The sequence below is a fragment of the Achromobacter sp. ACM04 genome (genome assembly GCF_014851465.1).
In the GTDB taxonomy this organism is placed as follows: domain Bacteria; phylum Pseudomonadota; class Gammaproteobacteria; order Burkholderiales; family Burkholderiaceae_B; genus Achromobacter; species Achromobacter aegrifaciens.
Window position 1 is genome coordinate 1,580,855 of sequence record NZ_JACUZS010000001.1, and the last position, 15,007, is coordinate 1,595,861.

Consider the following 15,007-nt stretch of genomic DNA (forward strand, 5'->3'; position numbering starts at 1 on the left):
CAGACATGGAAGCGCAAGCCTACTTTCCGCTGGTCGAGGTGGCCGGCACGCCTTACCAGCGCGGACTGCAGCACGGACGCCTGGCCGCCGCGCGCGTGCGGCGCAGCGCCGGGATCTACGCCCGTGCGCTGCAAGAGCTGCGGTACTCGCCCGCGGACCTGCGCCGGCTCATCGCGAACTTCTCGCGCGCCGTCGAGGATTTCGAGCCTGCCTACCTGGACGAGATGCGCGGCATCGCCGAGGGCGCCGGCGTTTCCTTCGAAGACGTGCTGATGATCAACGCCCGCACCGAGATCGTGGCCCAGGCCCGGCGCGCGCAGCTTGCCGGTTCTGCCGCGGTGGCAAGCGACGAATGCACCGGCGCTGCCATCCTGCCTGCCCGCAGCGCCAACGGCAGCTTCCTGCAAGGCCAGAACTGGGACAACCGCCAGGACTGCGCCGACACCATCATCATCCTGCGCGTGCTGCGCGACGACGGCCCCGACGTGCTTACCTTCGTTGAAGCCGGCGGCCTGGCGCGCTATGGCATGAACTCGGCCGGGTTGACCCTGAACGGCAACGGCATGTCCTCCAGCCGCGACTACCAGCAGGACGGCGTACCCCTGCCGCTGGTGCGCCGCAAGGCCCTGGAACAAGAGCACTACGCGCTGGCCCTGCAGATCGTCACCGGCACGCCTAAAGCGTGTTCGTGCAACCTGATCCTGGGCACGCAACTGGGCCTGGCACTGAGCCTGGAATGCGCGCCCGACGAGACCTTCCTGGTCTATCCCGAGGACGGCCTGCTGGTCCACGCCAACCATTGGACCAGCCCAGTGGCGCTGGGCAAGCTGAAAGAGACGGGCATCGCCAGCTCGCCGGAAAGCCTCTACCGCGACCAGCGCGTGCGCCAGCGCCTGTCCGCCGCGGGCAACAAGCTCGGCGTGCAGGACCTGAAGGCCGCCTTCGCCGATACCCACGCCACTCCCTTTTCCGTCTGCCGGCCGGGGCGCGTCAGCGCCCAGGGCTATGCATCCTGCACCACCGCGACGCTGATCATGGAACCCGCGGCTGGCGTGCTGGAGGTCGCGCGCATGCCCTGGCAGGGCGCCACCTACGCCCGCTATACGGTGGAACGCGGATCCTCCCCTTCCTTCTGAACGTCTTCCGGCTGCAAACCGCTCACAACAAGGACCCATCATGAAACGACCTCTGTATGCGTACACCGCCCTGGCCGCCCTCCTGACGGCCGCCGCGCCGGCCCTGAGCGCCACCGTGCTGCGCGCCCATCAGGACGCGGACATCCGCAGCAGCGATCCGGGCGTCAACCGCGACGCCAATACCGATGGGGTGATCCTGCACGTGGTTGAAGGACTGGTCGGCTACAACGCGAAGGGCCAACCCGCCCCCTTGCTGGCCGAGAAGATCGACGTATCCGAAGACGGCAAGACCTACACCTTCCACCTGCGCCAGGGCGTGACCTTCCACAACGGCGCGCCCCTGACCGCGGACGACGTGGTCTGGAGCTGGAACCGCTACATGGATCCCAAGACGGGCTGGCGCTGCCTGACCGACTTCGATGGTCGCATCGGCCTGAAAGTGGAAAGCGCCGCCGCCACCGATCCCGCCACCGTCGTGTTCAAGCTGGACCGGGCCGCGCCGCTGTTTCTCGATTCGCTGGCGCGCAGCGATTGCGGCATGACGGCCATCACCCATCGCGACTCCGTCAAGCCCGACGGCACCTGGGACAAGCCCATCGGCACCGGCCCGTTCCGCTTCGCGGAGTGGCGCCGTCGCGAATACGTGAGCCTGACGCGCTTCGAGAACTACGCCAACCGGCCGGGCAAGCCCGACGGCTATGTGGGTTCCAAGCGCCCGCTGGTCGACGAAGTGCGCTTTGTCGTGATCTCCGACCCGGCGACGGCCAAGACCGCCCTGGCCAGCGGGGCTATCGACGTGATGTCCAAGGTGCCGTATTCCGAGGTCGCTGAATTGGCGCAGAACAAGGCCATCAGCACCAATGTCTCGCCCCAGTTGGCGCCTTCCACGCTGACGATCCAGACGCGCGACAAGCTGCTGTCCAATCCCTATCTGCGCCAGGCCATCGCCGCGGCGCTGAACTACAAGGAACTGGTGGCCGGCGTGACCTACGGCCTGACCGAGCCCAACAACTCGCTCGTCCCCGTGGCTTCGCCCTACTATGGCGAAGCCGAAAAGCAGGGCTACGTCTACGACCTGGCGCGCGCCAAGGCGCTGCTCGCCAAGGCCGGCTACAAGGGCGAGAAAATCGTCATTTCGACCAACAAGCGCAATCTGCCGAACTACGACGCGGCCGTGATCACACAGGCAATGCTGCAGCAGGCCGGAATCAACGCCGACATCGAGGTGCTCGAATGGGGCGCCCAGCAGGACAAGTGGCAGAAAGGCAATTACCAGATGATGTCGTTCTCGTACTCCAGCCGCATGGACCCCGCCCTGAACTTCGAGGCCGTCACCGGCGACAAGAGTTCCCAGCCGCGCAAGCTGTGGGACGACCCCGCTGCCCGCGCGCTGCTGGAAAAGGCCACCAACGCCACGGCGCCCGCCGAACGGCAGGCCTTGCTGGATCAACTGCACCGGCTGATGCTGGAGCAGGTCCCCATCATCCCCTTGTTCAATACCTTGAGCACGGGCGCATACCGCAAGAACGTCCAGGGCTTCGAATCGTCGATCTTCGGCGCGCCGCTGCTCTGGGAAGTCTCAAAGGCCGACTAGGAACGCCACCATGAATCAAACCCTGTATCTGCTGGGCGACATCAACCTCAAGGGTGTGGATGACGCCAGCGGCCTGTTCGACCGCGTCAGCCAGCCGCTGCGGCAAGCGGACCTGGTGTTCGCCAACCTGGAATGCTGCCTGTACGACCTGCCCGAGCACGCCCAGGAGCGGCGCGGCTTCTATACCTCCCCCCGCCACGCGCAGGTCCTGCGCGACGCCGGCCTGCAGGCGGTGGGCAACGCCAACAATGTCAACATCGGCCATGAAGCGGTGCTGTCCTCGCTGGCGGCCTTGCGGAACGCTTCCCTGTCCAGCGTGGGCGCCGGTGCGAACGCCAGTGCCGCCCGCGCTCCGCTGATCGAGGTACGCGACGGCGTGCGCTACGGCTTCCTGCAGCGCACCGCCGTGTACTGGCCGGACAACCACGAAGCCACCGCGCATCATGCCGGCGTCGCCATCATCCGCGGCCATACCGCCTACCGGCCGCGGCTGGAAATGCAGGCGGCGCGCACGCGCCCCGGCGTGCCGCCCGAAGTGCTGACCTGGGCCGATCCGGAGTCGCTCGCGCAATTCCGGGCCGACGTGGCGGCGCTGCGGGAACAGGCGGACGTCGTGATCGCCTCGCTGCACTGGGGCTACCGGCGCGAAGTGCTGCAGTACCAGCGCGAGTACGCGCATGCGGCCGTCGAGGCCGGCGCCGACATCGTGCTGGGACATGGCCCCCACATGATCCTGCCGATCGAACTGCATCGCGGCAGGCCCATTCTTTACGGCAGCGGCAATTTCTCCTTCCAGGTCGCCCACCAGGCGGACGCGCATACGGAGTGGACCGGCATGACGGTCCGCGTCGACATCCGCGACAAGCGCCCCGCCGCCATGCAGTTCCGTTTCGTGCAGCGCAACGACGCCAACCAGACCGTATTCCTCCCCGCGTCCGACGTGGCCCAAGAACGCGACCTGCTGATCCGCGCGTCCGCCGCGCTGGGCGCGGACCTGCACGCCGACGGCGATGCCCTGCTGCTGGACCTGACCGGCCACGCCGCCTCCTGAACATCCGTCCCCCCCATTTGATGCTCCCATGAAATACGCCCCGTTTCCCCTAGTCTCGATCTCCGGCGCCCCCTTTGAACGCGGCGTGCAGTACGGCCGCGCCGTGCCCGAACGCATTGCCCGCAGCGCGCGGCACTATCGCGGCGAACTCGACAAGATCGGCACTTCCATGGCCGCCCAGGCTGCCCTGATCAAGGAGTTCGCAGACCAGATCCAGAAGTTCGACCCCGCGCATACCGAAGAAATGCGCGGCATCGCGCAAGGCGCGGGCTGCGCCTTCGACGACGTAGCCCTGATCAACGCCCGCACCGAAGTCATCGCCAAAGCGCGGCTGCTGGCCAAGATGGGCAACCTGGACCCTGCCGAGGGCGAATGCACCGCCGCCCTGGTCATGCCCGGGCGCAGCGCGACAGGCACGCTGATCCATGCCCACAACTGGGACTGGGAACCCGACGCCTGCGACAGCACCATCGTGCTGCGCGCCACCCTGGAAAGCGGCATCACCTTCCTGACGCTGGTGGAGGCCGGCGGCCTGGCGCGGCACGGCTTCAACTCGGCCGGCATCGGCCTGACCGGCAACTATCTCAGCAGCGACCGCGACTACACGCAGTCCGGCGTGCCGCTGAGCAGCGTGCGGCGCGCGGTGCTCTGCCAGCAGCACGTCGCCATCGCCATGCAGCTGATCGCCGCCACGCCCAAGGCCTGCTCCAGCAACATGATCGTCAGCCAGAACGGCTGGGTGATCGACTTCGAATGCGCGCCCGACGAGAGCTTCACCTTGCTGCCGCAGGACGGCCTCTTGACCCATTCCAACCATTTCATGAGCGAAGTCGCGCTGGGCAAGCTGCGCGAAGCGGGCCTGAAGAATGCCGTGGACACCTATTACCGGGCCTGGCGCGTGCGCCAGTTGCTGGACGCCTGCGGCCCCCGGATCACGGTGACAGACGTACGGCGCGCCCTGGCGGACGACTGGGCCACGCCCTATTCCGTCTGCCGCCCGCCGCGCGGCACGCTGACTGGAGGCCGCTCGGCCACCGTCGCCACCCTGGTGCTGGACACCGCAGGACTCACAATGGATATCGCCGCCATGCCGTCGTTCGGGCAGTTCTTCACCCGCTATGGCCTGGAGGGCGAGGCCTATCCGATCGACTGAACGGGTTGGGCCATGAGCGCATGTTTTTCATGCGCATCGCCGGCGCGAAGGAATATTGCCGGGGCCCGCCTTGCAAATCCTGGACGAGATCGGGACGCTGGCGCGGGCAAGCGCTCTCAAAATGCGCAGGACCGTCATCCCACCAGCGCTTCCAGTTCCTTGGAGGCAGAACGCGAAACGCGCTGCCCTTCCTTTGCCGCATTGACCTGCAAGGCCACGCGCGCCACGTCCATGACTTGTTCGACCTGCGGATAGCCGCCCTTGGCCTGCAACCAGGCCAGCACGTCCGCCAGGTGCCAGATCGAGGTACTGCCCTCATGGACCGGCAGCGGAAAGCTGTCTGGATACGCCAGCATCAGTTTGCGCATGTTCTGGCGCGAGACGCCGACGATCTCGGCCACATCGGTCAGGCCCACCAGATCGGGTGCGGCCTCGATCAGCTTGGCGGTTGGAACCGCGCGCCTGACGTCTGCCAGCGCCGAGCGCACGGCGGATTCCGCGCTTTCAGCCTCGCGGGTGAACTCCAGCGCGATGCGTCCCGGCAGCCCGGTGCCGACCAGGGCATCGTCGCAACCGGCCGCCCCCAGGCGTTCGACCAACGCATCCATGTCATGGTCGCCGTCGGCAAGCTGGTACTTCAAGGTGAAGGTGTATTCCATCGCACTACTCCCATGCGCCGCCGTCAGCCCTAGGCAAGTGGCGGTGCGCAGTACAGTTATTTACGACGCGCAGCAAGGCGCGCGCATGATTGCCGGGGTTCTTCGGGGTGCTCCAGATGCTGGTGATGCAGAATTCGCCGCAGCGGCAGTCCGCCAGATTGCTGGGGCAATAGATCCGCCCCCATGCGTGGCTACCGCCAACTTCCACACGCCAGCCGCATTCTTCGGCATGGTGCAGTGCTGCCTCGACCTCTTTTTTGGGATGGGACGGACGAGCCATCATTGGTATCCAGTATGAAGACATAAGAATAGGTTGTCAATAGACAACCAAGCCACAGCTTCAGGGGATGCCAACAGCGTCGGGCGTCGTGAACGAACGGCGTTCTTTGCGCCATGGCCGCCGGTCCTGAAAGCCGACATTGCAGCTTATCGAGGGCGCTCGCGGGAACCAAGGCGGAATCCGTCTGAGAAACGGACGAAAAGGCTGGAATGGCTTGCGGGTTCTACCATCGCGGCCCATCACCGGGCCGCGCGCTCACCAAAGGATGATCTGCGAACAACGGAACAGCGACAGCTTGCGGCCGCTTGCGTCGACCACGGTCGCCGACCAGACCTGGGTCGTGCGCCCCATGTGCTCCGCCACCGCCTCTACGGTCAGCACGCCTTCCCGAGCGGTGCCCAGGAAGTTCGATTTCAGCTCCAGCGTAGTGAAGCCCTTGGCCCCTTCGGGCAGATGCGCCAGGGTGGCGTAACCGGCGCAGGTATCGGCCAGCATCACCTGCGAGGCTGCGTGCAGATAACCGTTGGGCGCCATCATCCACGGCGCCACCGTCATTTCCATGGACATGCGCCCTTCCTCGATTGACAGCGGCCGCACGCCGAAGGTGTCAGGCAACGTGCCGCGTTGCCGTTCGAAGAGACTTTCTATGGTTTCGGGAGAGCGCAGCATTGCGTTTGTCCTTTGTACAGGTTGTCGAGAATCAGGAAAGTACTACCGCTGGCGCTTGCCCGCCATCAACGCAGCGCACGCAAGCACAGAAGCGCCAGCCAACACCCCGCCCAATATCAGCGTTGGGCTGCCGCCCGCCAGGCTGGCCAGCGCCGTCATGCCGCCCGCGCAAGCCATCTGCAGGCCGCCCAGCAGCGCGGACGCCAGCCCGGCCTGCCGGCTGAAGGGTCCCAGCGCCAGCGCAGTGCCCAGCGGATTGACCAGTCCCATGCCGAACAGATACAGCGCCACGGCGGCCGTGAACTGCGACAGGCCGCTATCTTCGCCGCCCGCCAGCAAGGTCAGCGCGCCCGCCAGCGCCACCGCACAGCCGGATCGTGCCACCCTGGCCGCGCCAAAGCGGTGAGCCAGGCGCGGCGCCAGCATGCCGGCGGCGAACACCACAAACACCGTGCAGGCGAAGAACAATCCCAACTGCAGCGCGCTCAGACCGAGGCGCCCCATGAGCATGGCTGGCGTGGCTACAAAAATGGCATACAGGCCGCCGATGACCACGCTCACGGCAGACGCCGGACCGATGAACCGGACATCCCGCGCCAAGTCCGCATAGCCGCGCAGCACGGCAGCGGGCGTCGCCGCAGCGCGCCGGTCGGCCGGATGCGTCTCCCCCACCGTCGCCACATAGGCCAGCGCCAGAACAAGCCCCAGCACCGCGACCAGCGCAAAGCTCGCGCGCCAGCCCGGCCCGTACTCCATCGCGCTGCCCAGCAGAGGCGAAAAGCCCGGCGCGGCAGCCATGGCCACCATGGTCAAGGCCAGGGTGCGCGCCAGCGCTTCGCCTTCGAACAGGTCGCGCGCGATGGCCCGCGACAGCACCGAGGCCGCGCATACGCCCAGCGCCTGCACCACCCTGCCCGCCACCAACAGCGGCAAGGTCGACGCCCACACGCAGACCAGGCTGCCAGCGATGAACAAGACCAGTCCACCCACCACCAGGGCGCGCCGTCCCCAGCGGTCCGACAGCGGCCCGACAAACAATTGCCCGATGGCGAAGGCCAGGAAAAAGCTCGACAGCACCAGTCCCATATCGCGGGCGTCCACGCCCAGTTCGGATGCCATGCTGGGAAACGCCGGCAGGATAATGTTGGTGGACAGCGCGCCCAAGGCCGCCATGCCGGCAAGCACGGCCAGCAGGCGCCCGGTCAGGCGCGCAGGCGCCGCACTGCCCGGCGCCGCAGCGGAGATGGCGGTGTCCATGGTTCAGACCGCGGCCGTGTAGCGTTGCGCAACGGCGCTGCTGGACAGATGGGGCGCCATGGCCAGGCGCGCGGCCTCGTAGGCGTCCCATTCCTCGCCAGCATGCAGCGAGGGAATGGTGACCTTCTCGCCGCGCGCGAAGCCCAGCAAGGCGGCGTCGACCAGGTCTTCGGCGCGCATCACGATGCGCTGGTCCAATGTTTCCACCGGCCGCCCGCCGATGGCCCAAAAGTCCGTGGCCGTGGCGCCGGGCAGCACAGCCTGGACCTGCACGCCAGTCCCGGCCAGCTCGTGCTGCAGCGACTGGCTGAACGCCAGCACGAATGCCTTGCTGCCTCCATAGACGCCGTTCAGGACTTCGGGCGCTAGCGCCACGACGGAAGCGATATTGATGATGGCGCCCCGGCCTCGCGCGACAAAGCCCGGAACCGCCGCATAGGTCAGCCGCATCGGCGCGGTGACGTTCAGGTCGACCATGCGCGTCATCTGCTCCACGTCGCTTTGCAGCAGCGGCGTATGCGTGCCGATGCCGGCGTTGTTCACCAGCAAGGTAATGCTGGCGTCCTGGCGCAGTTGGTCTTCGACGCGGGCCAGCGACGCGCGGTCGCCCAGGTCCGCCGCCAATACCTCCACCGCGCGGCCGCTACGGGTGCTGATGGCGCTGGCCAGCGCGTTCAGGCGTTCGCGGTTGCGCGCGACCAGGATCAGGTCGTAGCCCTGCTGCGCGAGCTTTTCCGCGTACAGCGCGCCGATGCCGCTGGATGCGCCCGTAACGAGGGCAGTGCCGGGTTGGGTTTGTGCCATGGTGAGACTCCGTAGGGGTGATTGCGATGGAAGCCATATTGCGGCTTGCAGCCCATGGCGTAAATGACGTATATAGTCATAAATAAGGACATTGACGCAGGACATACGCGGGGCCATAGCCCGCAAGGACGCTCCCATGCACCGCATCGGTTACATACTTCCCGAAGGCTTCCAGATCATCGGCCTGGGCACGCAGGCCGTGTTCGAACTCGCCAATGTGGTGGCGCGCGAGCCCTTCTACGCTATGGAGAGCTACGCCCTGGATGGCGCGGTGCGCGCCTCGGCTGGCCTGACGGTACAGGCCCGTCCGCTCACCGCCCGCAGCCAGGCCGACACCTGGCTGGTGGCCGGCGTGCTTTCGCCCCTGTCCAGGCCCGTCGCGTCCGAACTCCCCCGGCTGCTGGAAAAACTCGCGCCCCGCTCGCGCCGCGTCGCCGGCCTGTGCACCGGCGCGTTCCTGCTGGCCGACGCCGGCCTGCTGGACGACCGGCGCGCCACCACGCACTGGTACTGGGCCGACGCCTTGCAGCAGCGCCATCCGCGCGCGCGGGTCGAGGCCGACCGCATCTACATCGCCGACGGGACGGTCTGGACCTCCGCCGGCATGACCGCGGAAATGGACCTGGCCTTGGCGCTGGTGGAAAAAGACCTGGGCGCGGATATCGCGCGCGCGGTGGCGCACCGGCTGGTCATGCATCAGCGCCGCTCGGGCGGCCAGTCGCAGCACTCGGAAATGCTCAGGCTCGCGCCCAAGTCCGACCGCATCCAGCAGGCGCTGGAACATGCCCGCCGCAACCTCGCCCGCCCCTTGAGCGTGGAGGATCTGGCCCAGGCCGCCAGCCTGAGCCCGCGCCAGTTCAGCCGCGTATTCACGGCCGAGACCGGCCAGTCGCCCGCCAAGGCCATCGAGGGGCTGCGGCTGGAAGCTGCCCGGCTGATGATAGAAAGCAGCCGGCATCCGCTGGAAGTCGTGGCCAGGGAAACCGGTTTTCGCGACCGCCGCCACCTGCGCGAGGCTTTTCTGCGCGGGTTCGGCATGCCGCCCCAGGCAGTGCGGCGCGACGCGCGGACCAGCCCTCCCGGCCCCTGACCGGCGCCAGATACCCCGCGGCCCCCTGCCTGCGGTCCAGTACAATTCGCGTTTGGCGACGTTGTGCTCGCCCATTTATCTGGACCAAAGATGTTGCGACTGTCTGAAATCAAGCTGCCGTTGAATCACGCGCCCGAAGAATTGCCCGCCGCGATTCTCAAGAAACTGGGTGTAGCGGCCAGCGATCTGCGCGGCCATACCGTTGCCTCCCGCAGCTATGACGCGCGCAAGAAGCACAACATCCTGCTGATCTACACGCTGGACGTCGACGTCGAAAACGAAGCGGCGCTGCTCAAGCGCTTTCACGACGACCGCAACGTCAAGCCCACTCCCGACACCGAATACAAGTTCGTCGCCCAGGCGCCCGCCAACCTGGCCAAGCGCCCCATTGTCATCGGCACCGGCCCCTGTGGCCTGTTCGCCGGGCTGGTCCTGGCGCAGATGGGCTTCAAACCCATCATCCTGGAGCGCGGCAAGGCCGTGCGCGAACGCACCAAGGACACCTGGGGCCTGTGGCGCAAGCGCATCCTGAACCCCGATTCGAACGTCCAGTTCGGCGAAGGCGGCGCCGGCACCTTCTCCGACGGCAAGCTGTACAGCCAGATCAAGGACCCCAAGCACTACGGCGAAAAAGTGCTCAAGGAATTCGTGCTGGCTGGCGCGCCCGAAGAAATCCTGTACGTCAGCAAGCCGCACATCGGCACGTTCCGCCTGGTCGGCATGGTGGAAGTCATGCGCGACACCATCACAAAGCTGGGCGGCGAAGTCCGCTTCTCCAGCAGGGTGGAGACGCTGCATCGGGAAAACGGCCGCGTCACCGGCGTGACCCTGGCCGGCGGCGAGCACATCGAGGCCGACCACGTCGTGCTGGCCATCGGCCACAGCGCGCGCGACACCTTCCAGATGCTGCGCGACCAGGGCGTGTTCATGGAAGCCAAGCCCTTCTCTATCGGCTTCCGCATCGAACATCCGCAGTCGCTGATCGACCGCGCGCGCTTCGGTCCCAACGCCGGCCACCCCATCCTGGGCGCGGCGGACTACAAGCTGGTGCACCATGCCAGCAACGGACGCTCGGTCTACAGCTTTTGCATGTGCCCGGGCGGCACGGTGGTGGCAGCCACCTCCGAACCCGACCGTGTCGTCACCAACGGCATGAGCCAGTACTCACGCAACGAGCGCAATGCCAACGCGGGCATCGTGGTCGGGATCTCGCCCGAGGTCGATTACCCCGAACATGTGCTGGCGGGCGTGGACTTCCAGCGCAAATGGGAATCCCAGGCCTTTGAGCTGGGCGGCCGCAACTACAGCGCGCCAGGCCAGTTGGTCGGCGACTTCATCGCCGGCAAGGCATCGACTGAATTCGGCTCCGTGCTGCCGTCATACACGCCGGGCGTGCACCTGACCGACCTGGCCACCGCGCTCCCCGAATTCGCCATCACCGCCATCCGCGAGGCGCTGCCCGTCTTCGACAAGACCATCAAGGGTTTCGGCATGCACGACGCGGTGCTGACCGGCGTCGAAACCCGCACCTCATCGCCCATCCGCATCAAGCGCGACAACGAAACCTTGCAGAGCCTCAACACCCAGGGACTGTTCCCGGCGGGTGAAGGCGCGGGCTACGCCGGCGGCATCCTGTCGGCGGGCGTGGACGGTATCAAGATCGCCGAGGCGGTGGCCTTGAGCATCATGAGCCGGCAGGCGTAAACAGTCGCACTTGCGGCGCCCGGGTTGAAGTGCCTGTGGCCGTCGCCAGGCCGGAGGTCGTTCTCAATCCAGCTTGGGATCAGGAAACGGCAGCTTATCCCGGGAAACGCTGGGCTGCGCTTTCCACTTGCCGTCCTGCTTGTAGAAATCCATCTGATTCTCGCTGACCGCGGCCCCCAGGGTTACCGCGACCGTGCAGGCGACCTGGCCCGGATACGTGGCCTCCACCGCCGGGATGCAGGTTCCGAGCTTGACCTTGGACGGCCGGGGCATGCCCGTGTCCGCCAGCATGTCGACGATCGCATCCGTCGCTTCGGGAATGGAAGGCAGGACCAGATCCTGGGCCCGGGCCATGCCGCCCATTCCCAACAATGCAACCATCGACGCCACGGAAATCAAGGGCTTGAACATGCGCCAGCTCCATCAGAATTGAGACTCGCGGAGCTTAAAGGAAGCGCCCCTTTGTCACCGTAACAGAGCGCTACGCGACTATTCCTAAGGCAGCATCCGTGGGTTGTAGACCACTTCCCACAAATGCCCGTCCGGATCCATGAAGTAGCCCGCGTAGCCGCCATAGAAGGTATCGCCTGCGGCCTTGACCACGGGTAAGCAAAGCCTCAGTAATCCCTGGCCTCGTCGAACCAGCGCTGCGTCTGCGCTTCGCTTACTCCCAGCCGTTCGACCTGGGCAAGCTGGCTGAACTGCCACACCGCCTCGCCTATGTCTTCGCGCTCGCTGGTCTCGATCCCCTTCATGCTGTTGAAGTGGCGGGTAAAGACAGAGATTGCGGCTTGGACCTCAACGGTATTGCTTGCGCTTTCCAGCGCCGACCGGGCCGTGTCGTAGGCCGTATTCGCCGACTTCGCCATGCGGCTGTTCCAGCCCGAGAAAGGCCGGCCGTATTCGCTTTGCCACCACTCCCGCTTGCGCAGTTGGGAGACGGAGTTGTAACCGCCCCATGCGCGGACCTTCTCCCTTGCCTTCATCTGCGCCTTCAAGCGCTTGCCCGCGGCTTCGTCGACGTTGTAGGCGATGAACCTGTCCAGCGCGGGCCAACTGGCCAGTTCCGGCAAGCCATCCAGATCGGGCGTGAACCGGATCTCCAGACTAGTCAGGCGCGGCAGGCGGGCAAGCGCCTCCCAGCCGCTGAAGCCGCCCCAGAGCGACAGGCTCTCCAACTCCGGAAAGCGATCGATTCCCTGCAGCGAAATGGGCTGCCCCAGCGGCGCGCCATGCAGCGCCAGGGCGCGCACGTCCTGCAGCGGGCCGAGGTCGGGCAAGGCGTAAGGCGCCACGCCAGTCCGGCGCCCCAGCGCCGGCCGCAGCGACAACATATCGGGCAGTTCGCCCGCCACGGCAATGTGCGTCAGGTCGCCAAACAACTCCAGGTCACAGACCTGAGGCAACCTGGCTTCAAGATGCCCCGACACCTGGTCCAGCCGGATGCGCAGCGTCTGGATTCTTGCCGCGCCCGCGTCGATGGCGCGCCTGCCTGAGTATGCCGGCGCCCAGCTGAACTGCTCGATTTCGCGGCCCTGCGACCAGCCGAAAAAACCGCTGTCGTTGCCGTAATAATCGATATGCCGCGGCCACGGCGAGCCGGCAGGCGTGGAGAACGGTTCAAATGCAGCCCAGTTGATGGCCTCGTCGCCAGCCACGTGCAGATCAGCCTTCTTGCCCATGCTGGCCGGGCCGATGATCAGATTGCCGCGCCCTGCTTCGCGTGCGAAGACGTGGCTGCCCGCCGCGGTCAGGCTCATCTGATAATGCCCTGCCTCGCTCACCGAGCCCGCGGGCTCGCCGGACACGTCTATGGGTACGGACATGCAACTCTCCTTTTGCTTGGCGGGATCCACTGATGGCGGTTCCGCCGACTCATTGACGCCTACGCAGGCTCGCCGTCCACGCGGAAGAACAGCGCAGTCTGCCCCTTCAGGCCGCCATCCAGGAACTCGAACTCGACGCGCCTGCCCGGTTCAACCACGTCGCCCAGGTATTCGACCCGATACATCACGCCGCCGATGCGGTAGTTGTGCACCAGCGAGACGATCGAGGAGTTGGGGCTGCGCAATCGATAGACCACGGCCTCTTCGACCACGCCCCGCACGCCATGTTTGTACAGCCCCCGCTGCAGTTTGCGGCTGCGCATGCCAAACAGCATTCCCAGGATCGCAAAGATCGCCGCGACGAACAGCAGCGGCGGCAGAAACAGCCCCCCCACCAGCGGCACAAGGGCAAAGATCAGCATGAACTTGCGCGCGTCCAACTCTTCCCTGCGCACGGCCGCACGGTCGGCATCGCTGATTTCCTCGACAGCGACCAGGGATTCCGCGCTCATGGGGTACTCCACCCGCAACAGCACGGGAGGCGAGTCTGGCTGCAAGGTCAGCAGGTGCAGGCGCACGGGCAGATTTGTCAGACCCACGGCCGTCGCGGGCCCGTGTCCGCTACGAGTGTCGCTGGCGATCTCGTTCCAGAACGGCAGGGCGGCGTCCACGCGCTGCTCGCCGAATCCGTAGCACACGCCCGGCGTCGAGGAAGCCGGACCAAATGACGTCAGCCGGCCTGAAACGATCTGCTTGGCCAGCCGCCCCTTCAGCGCCCGGTCGAGGCTGCGCCAGCCTGGCGGCATGCGCAGCAGCTTGCGTCCGAAAAACACCGCCAGCGCTCCCATCACCGCAATGCCCGCCAGCAGCACCGCGCCCACGCCGACGTCCAGCGCGCGCCACTCGGACAGACCAAGCACGACAAAGGTCAACACGGAAAGCGCCAGCAGCAGCACCACGAAGACGCCGAACACGGCCATCAACAGTCTGCCGCGGGAGCATCTGCGCAGCAGCAGGATGTCATCCTCGGTGAGCGGGGCATCCTCGATTTGCAGGGTCTGGCTCATGCGGTGGTCGTCGCCTCCCGGGCTCAATAGGTTCCGATGGGAACCTCGATCTTCAGCGGCGCGCCGCCCTTGGCCGGACGCAGGCTGTACGTGTACAGGCCGCCATCGTCATCAGCCAGCGTCGAATCCTTGCGCTCCACCGCGTAGCGCTGTCCATCGATTTCCAGCGAGCGGGCGGCGACGGCGTCGGCATGGTCGGGGACCAGCAGACCGCCCACGCCGTCGCCAGCATCGGCGAACTCGTAGTCGCGCAACTCGCCATCCACGCGCAGCAATTGCACCCGCGGCCGGTAAGGCGCCGCGTCCAGGTTCCAGCCATTGGTCAGATCGGTGATCCAGGGGCCCGGAATGTCGTACACGCTGCCCAGTTGCTCTTCCGACACTTCCGGCCCTTCCACCACCAGGCAGCACACCACCTTCCCCGCGCGGGAGTCGTACACCGCCCAGTTGCTGCCGATGGCCGCCACGCCGGGCAGCATCGAGAAATGGAATTGCCGGTTGAACTGGCTATCCGACACCTGGCGCCAGCCTCCAATATTGGGCGCGGCCGCAGGCGGTTGCGCCTGGTTGGCCGTTGCCATCAGGACGCCTGCGGCCAGGGCGCCTGCTCGGAGCAATAAACGGTTCATCTCGGTGCCTGTCGTGGGCTTGTTGGGATCAGCGGACTTGGGCCTTGCGCCGGCATAGTACCAGTGCCGGCGCGGCGATCATGGCCTG

The 15,007-nt window shown here is 66.4% G+C and carries 15 protein-coding genes and 1 pseudogene; 6 read left to right on the forward strand and 10 right to left on the reverse strand.

Annotated elements, in window-relative coordinates; genetic code table 11:
• Positions 1–5 precede the first annotated feature (5 nt).
• Genes IB259_RS07350 through IB259_RS07365 form a run of 4 tightly spaced genes read left to right on the forward strand, consistent with a single transcriptional unit; the run spans position 6 to position 4,934 of the window.
• Positions 6–1,136 carry a C45 family peptidase gene (locus IB259_RS07350; protein ID WP_119451374.1) on the forward strand — a complete coding sequence of 377 codons (1,131 nt, stop codon included), beginning with the start codon at positions 6–8 and terminating at the stop codon, positions 1,134–1,136.
• A 40-nt stretch (positions 1,137–1,176) separates the two neighbouring features.
• On the forward strand, positions 1,177–2,730 hold the full coding sequence (locus IB259_RS07355) for an ABC transporter substrate-binding protein (RefSeq protein WP_054456355.1): 1,554 nt from the start codon (positions 1,177–1,179) through the stop codon (positions 2,728–2,730).
• 10 nt (positions 2,731–2,740) lie between these two features.
• Positions 2,741–3,781, forward strand: a complete 1,041-nt coding sequence (locus IB259_RS07360; RefSeq protein ID WP_125472963.1) for a CapA family protein — start codon at positions 2,741–2,743, stop codon at positions 3,779–3,781.
• Between the two features lie 28 nt (positions 3,782–3,809).
• A complete protein-coding gene (locus tag IB259_RS07365; RefSeq protein WP_119451371.1) occupies positions 3,810–4,934 on the forward strand; it encodes a C45 family peptidase in 1,125 nt (374 codons plus the stop codon).
• Between the two features lie 134 nt (positions 4,935–5,068).
• Here the strand turns inward: IB259_RS07365 and IB259_RS07370 are convergent, their stop codons facing one another.
• The 5 genes from IB259_RS07370 to IB259_RS07385 form a co-directional block, all read right to left on the reverse strand.
• Positions 5,069–5,593, reverse strand: a complete 525-nt coding sequence (locus tag IB259_RS07370; RefSeq protein ID WP_192328258.1) for an AlpA family transcriptional regulator — start codon at positions 5,591–5,593, stop codon at positions 5,069–5,071.
• A gap of 4 nt (positions 5,594–5,597) precedes the next feature.
• A complete protein-coding gene (locus IB259_RS30950; RefSeq protein ID WP_082401177.1) occupies positions 5,598–5,873 on the reverse strand; it encodes a hypothetical protein in 276 nt (91 codons plus the stop codon).
• Positions 5,874–6,128: 255 nt separating this feature from the next.
• Positions 6,129–6,542, reverse strand: a complete 414-nt coding sequence (locus tag IB259_RS07375) for a PaaI family thioesterase (RefSeq protein WP_054456351.1) — start codon at positions 6,540–6,542, stop codon at positions 6,129–6,131.
• A 42-nt stretch (positions 6,543–6,584) separates the two neighbouring features.
• A complete protein-coding gene (locus tag IB259_RS07380) occupies positions 6,585–7,799 on the reverse strand; it encodes a multidrug effflux MFS transporter (RefSeq protein ID WP_192328261.1) in 1,215 nt (404 codons plus the stop codon).
• A gap of 3 nt (positions 7,800–7,802) precedes the next feature.
• Positions 7,803–8,603, reverse strand: a complete 801-nt coding sequence (locus tag IB259_RS07385; protein ID WP_175161453.1) for an SDR family oxidoreductase — start codon at positions 8,601–8,603, stop codon at positions 7,803–7,805.
• 136 nt (positions 8,604–8,739) lie between these two features.
• Here IB259_RS07385 and IB259_RS07390 point away from each other — a divergent pair, with 136 nt between their 5' ends.
• Together IB259_RS07390 and IB259_RS07395 are read left to right on the forward strand one after the other, a co-directional pair.
• Positions 8,740–9,693 (forward strand): GlxA family transcriptional regulator, encoded by a 954-nt coding sequence (locus tag IB259_RS07390; RefSeq protein ID WP_175161455.1) that lies wholly within the window; start codon positions 8,740–8,742, stop codon positions 9,691–9,693.
• Between the two features lie 90 nt (positions 9,694–9,783).
• Positions 9,784–11,397, forward strand: coding sequence for an NAD(P)/FAD-dependent oxidoreductase (locus tag IB259_RS07395; protein ID WP_175161458.1), 1,614 nt, complete (start codon positions 9,784–9,786; stop codon positions 11,395–11,397).
• 63 nt (positions 11,398–11,460) lie between these two features.
• On the opposite strand, the gene IB259_RS07400 is transcribed toward IB259_RS07395, so the two are convergent.
• The 5 genes and pseudogenes from IB259_RS07400 to IB259_RS07420 all read right to left on the reverse strand — a co-directional run bounded on the left by IB259_RS07400 (position 11,461) and on the right by IB259_RS07420 (position 14,919).
• Complete coding sequence (locus IB259_RS07400) at positions 11,461–11,808, reverse strand: hypothetical protein (protein WP_192328264.1); 348 nt, start codon at positions 11,806–11,808, stop codon at positions 11,461–11,463.
• Between the two features lie 84 nt (positions 11,809–11,892).
• Positions 11,893–11,997, reverse strand: a pseudogene (locus IB259_RS07405) (VOC family protein); the annotation flags it as partial.
• A gap of 17 nt (positions 11,998–12,014) precedes the next feature.
• Positions 12,015–13,223 (reverse strand): hypothetical protein, encoded by a 1,209-nt coding sequence (locus IB259_RS07410; RefSeq protein WP_192328267.1) that lies wholly within the window; start codon positions 13,221–13,223, stop codon positions 12,015–12,017.
• Positions 13,224–13,282: 59 nt separating this feature from the next.
• Entirely contained in the window at positions 13,283–14,290 is a 1,008-nt protein-coding gene (locus tag IB259_RS07415; RefSeq protein WP_119451361.1) for a hypothetical protein, read from the reverse strand.
• Between the two features lie 23 nt (positions 14,291–14,313).
• The gene (locus IB259_RS07420) at positions 14,314–14,919 is read right to left on the reverse strand and encodes a hypothetical protein (protein ID WP_192328270.1); all 606 of its coding nucleotides are present in this window, start codon (positions 14,917–14,919) and stop codon (positions 14,314–14,316) included.
• Between the last annotated feature and the right edge of the window lie 88 nt (positions 14,920–15,007).

Coding starts and splice junctions, on each gene's coding strand:
- IB259_RS07350 (WP_119451374.1), top strand. CDS start 6: ATGGAAGCGCAAGCCTACTTTCCGCTGGTCGAGGTGGCCGGCACGCCT.
- IB259_RS07355 (WP_054456355.1), top strand. CDS start 1,177: ATGAAACGACCTCTGTATGCGTACACCGCCCTGGCCGCCCTCCTGACG.
- IB259_RS07360 (WP_125472963.1), top strand. CDS start 2,741: ATGAATCAAACCCTGTATCTGCTGGGCGACATCAACCTCAAGGGTGTG.
- IB259_RS07365 (WP_119451371.1), top strand. CDS start 3,810: ATGAAATACGCCCCGTTTCCCCTAGTCTCGATCTCCGGCGCCCCCTTT.
- IB259_RS07370 (WP_192328258.1), bottom strand. CDS start 5,593: ATGGAATACACCTTCACCTTGAAGTACCAGCTTGCCGACGGCGACCAT.
- IB259_RS30950 (WP_082401177.1), bottom strand. CDS start 5,873: ATGGCTCGTCCGTCCCATCCCAAAAAAGAGGTCGAGGCAGCACTGCAC.
- IB259_RS07375 (WP_054456351.1), bottom strand. CDS start 6,542: ATGCTGCGCTCTCCCGAAACCATAGAAAGTCTCTTCGAACGGCAACGC.
- IB259_RS07380 (WP_192328261.1), bottom strand. CDS start 7,799: ATGGACACCGCCATCTCCGCTGCGGCGCCGGGCAGTGCGGCGCCTGCG.
- IB259_RS07385 (WP_175161453.1), bottom strand. CDS start 8,603: ATGGCACAAACCCAACCCGGCACTGCCCTCGTTACGGGCGCATCCAGC.
- IB259_RS07390 (WP_175161455.1), top strand. CDS start 8,740: ATGCACCGCATCGGTTACATACTTCCCGAAGGCTTCCAGATCATCGGC.
- IB259_RS07395 (WP_175161458.1), top strand. CDS start 9,784: ATGTTGCGACTGTCTGAAATCAAGCTGCCGTTGAATCACGCGCCCGAA.
- IB259_RS07400 (WP_192328264.1), bottom strand. CDS start 11,808: ATGTTCAAGCCCTTGATTTCCGTGGCGTCGATGGTTGCATTGTTGGGA.
- IB259_RS07410 (WP_192328267.1), bottom strand. CDS start 13,223: ATGTCCGTACCCATAGACGTGTCCGGCGAGCCCGCGGGCTCGGTGAGC.
- IB259_RS07415 (WP_119451361.1), bottom strand. CDS start 14,290: ATGAGCCAGACCCTGCAAATCGAGGATGCCCCGCTCACCGAGGATGAC.
- IB259_RS07420 (WP_192328270.1), bottom strand. CDS start 14,919: ATGAACCGTTTATTGCTCCGAGCAGGCGCCCTGGCCGCAGGCGTCCTG.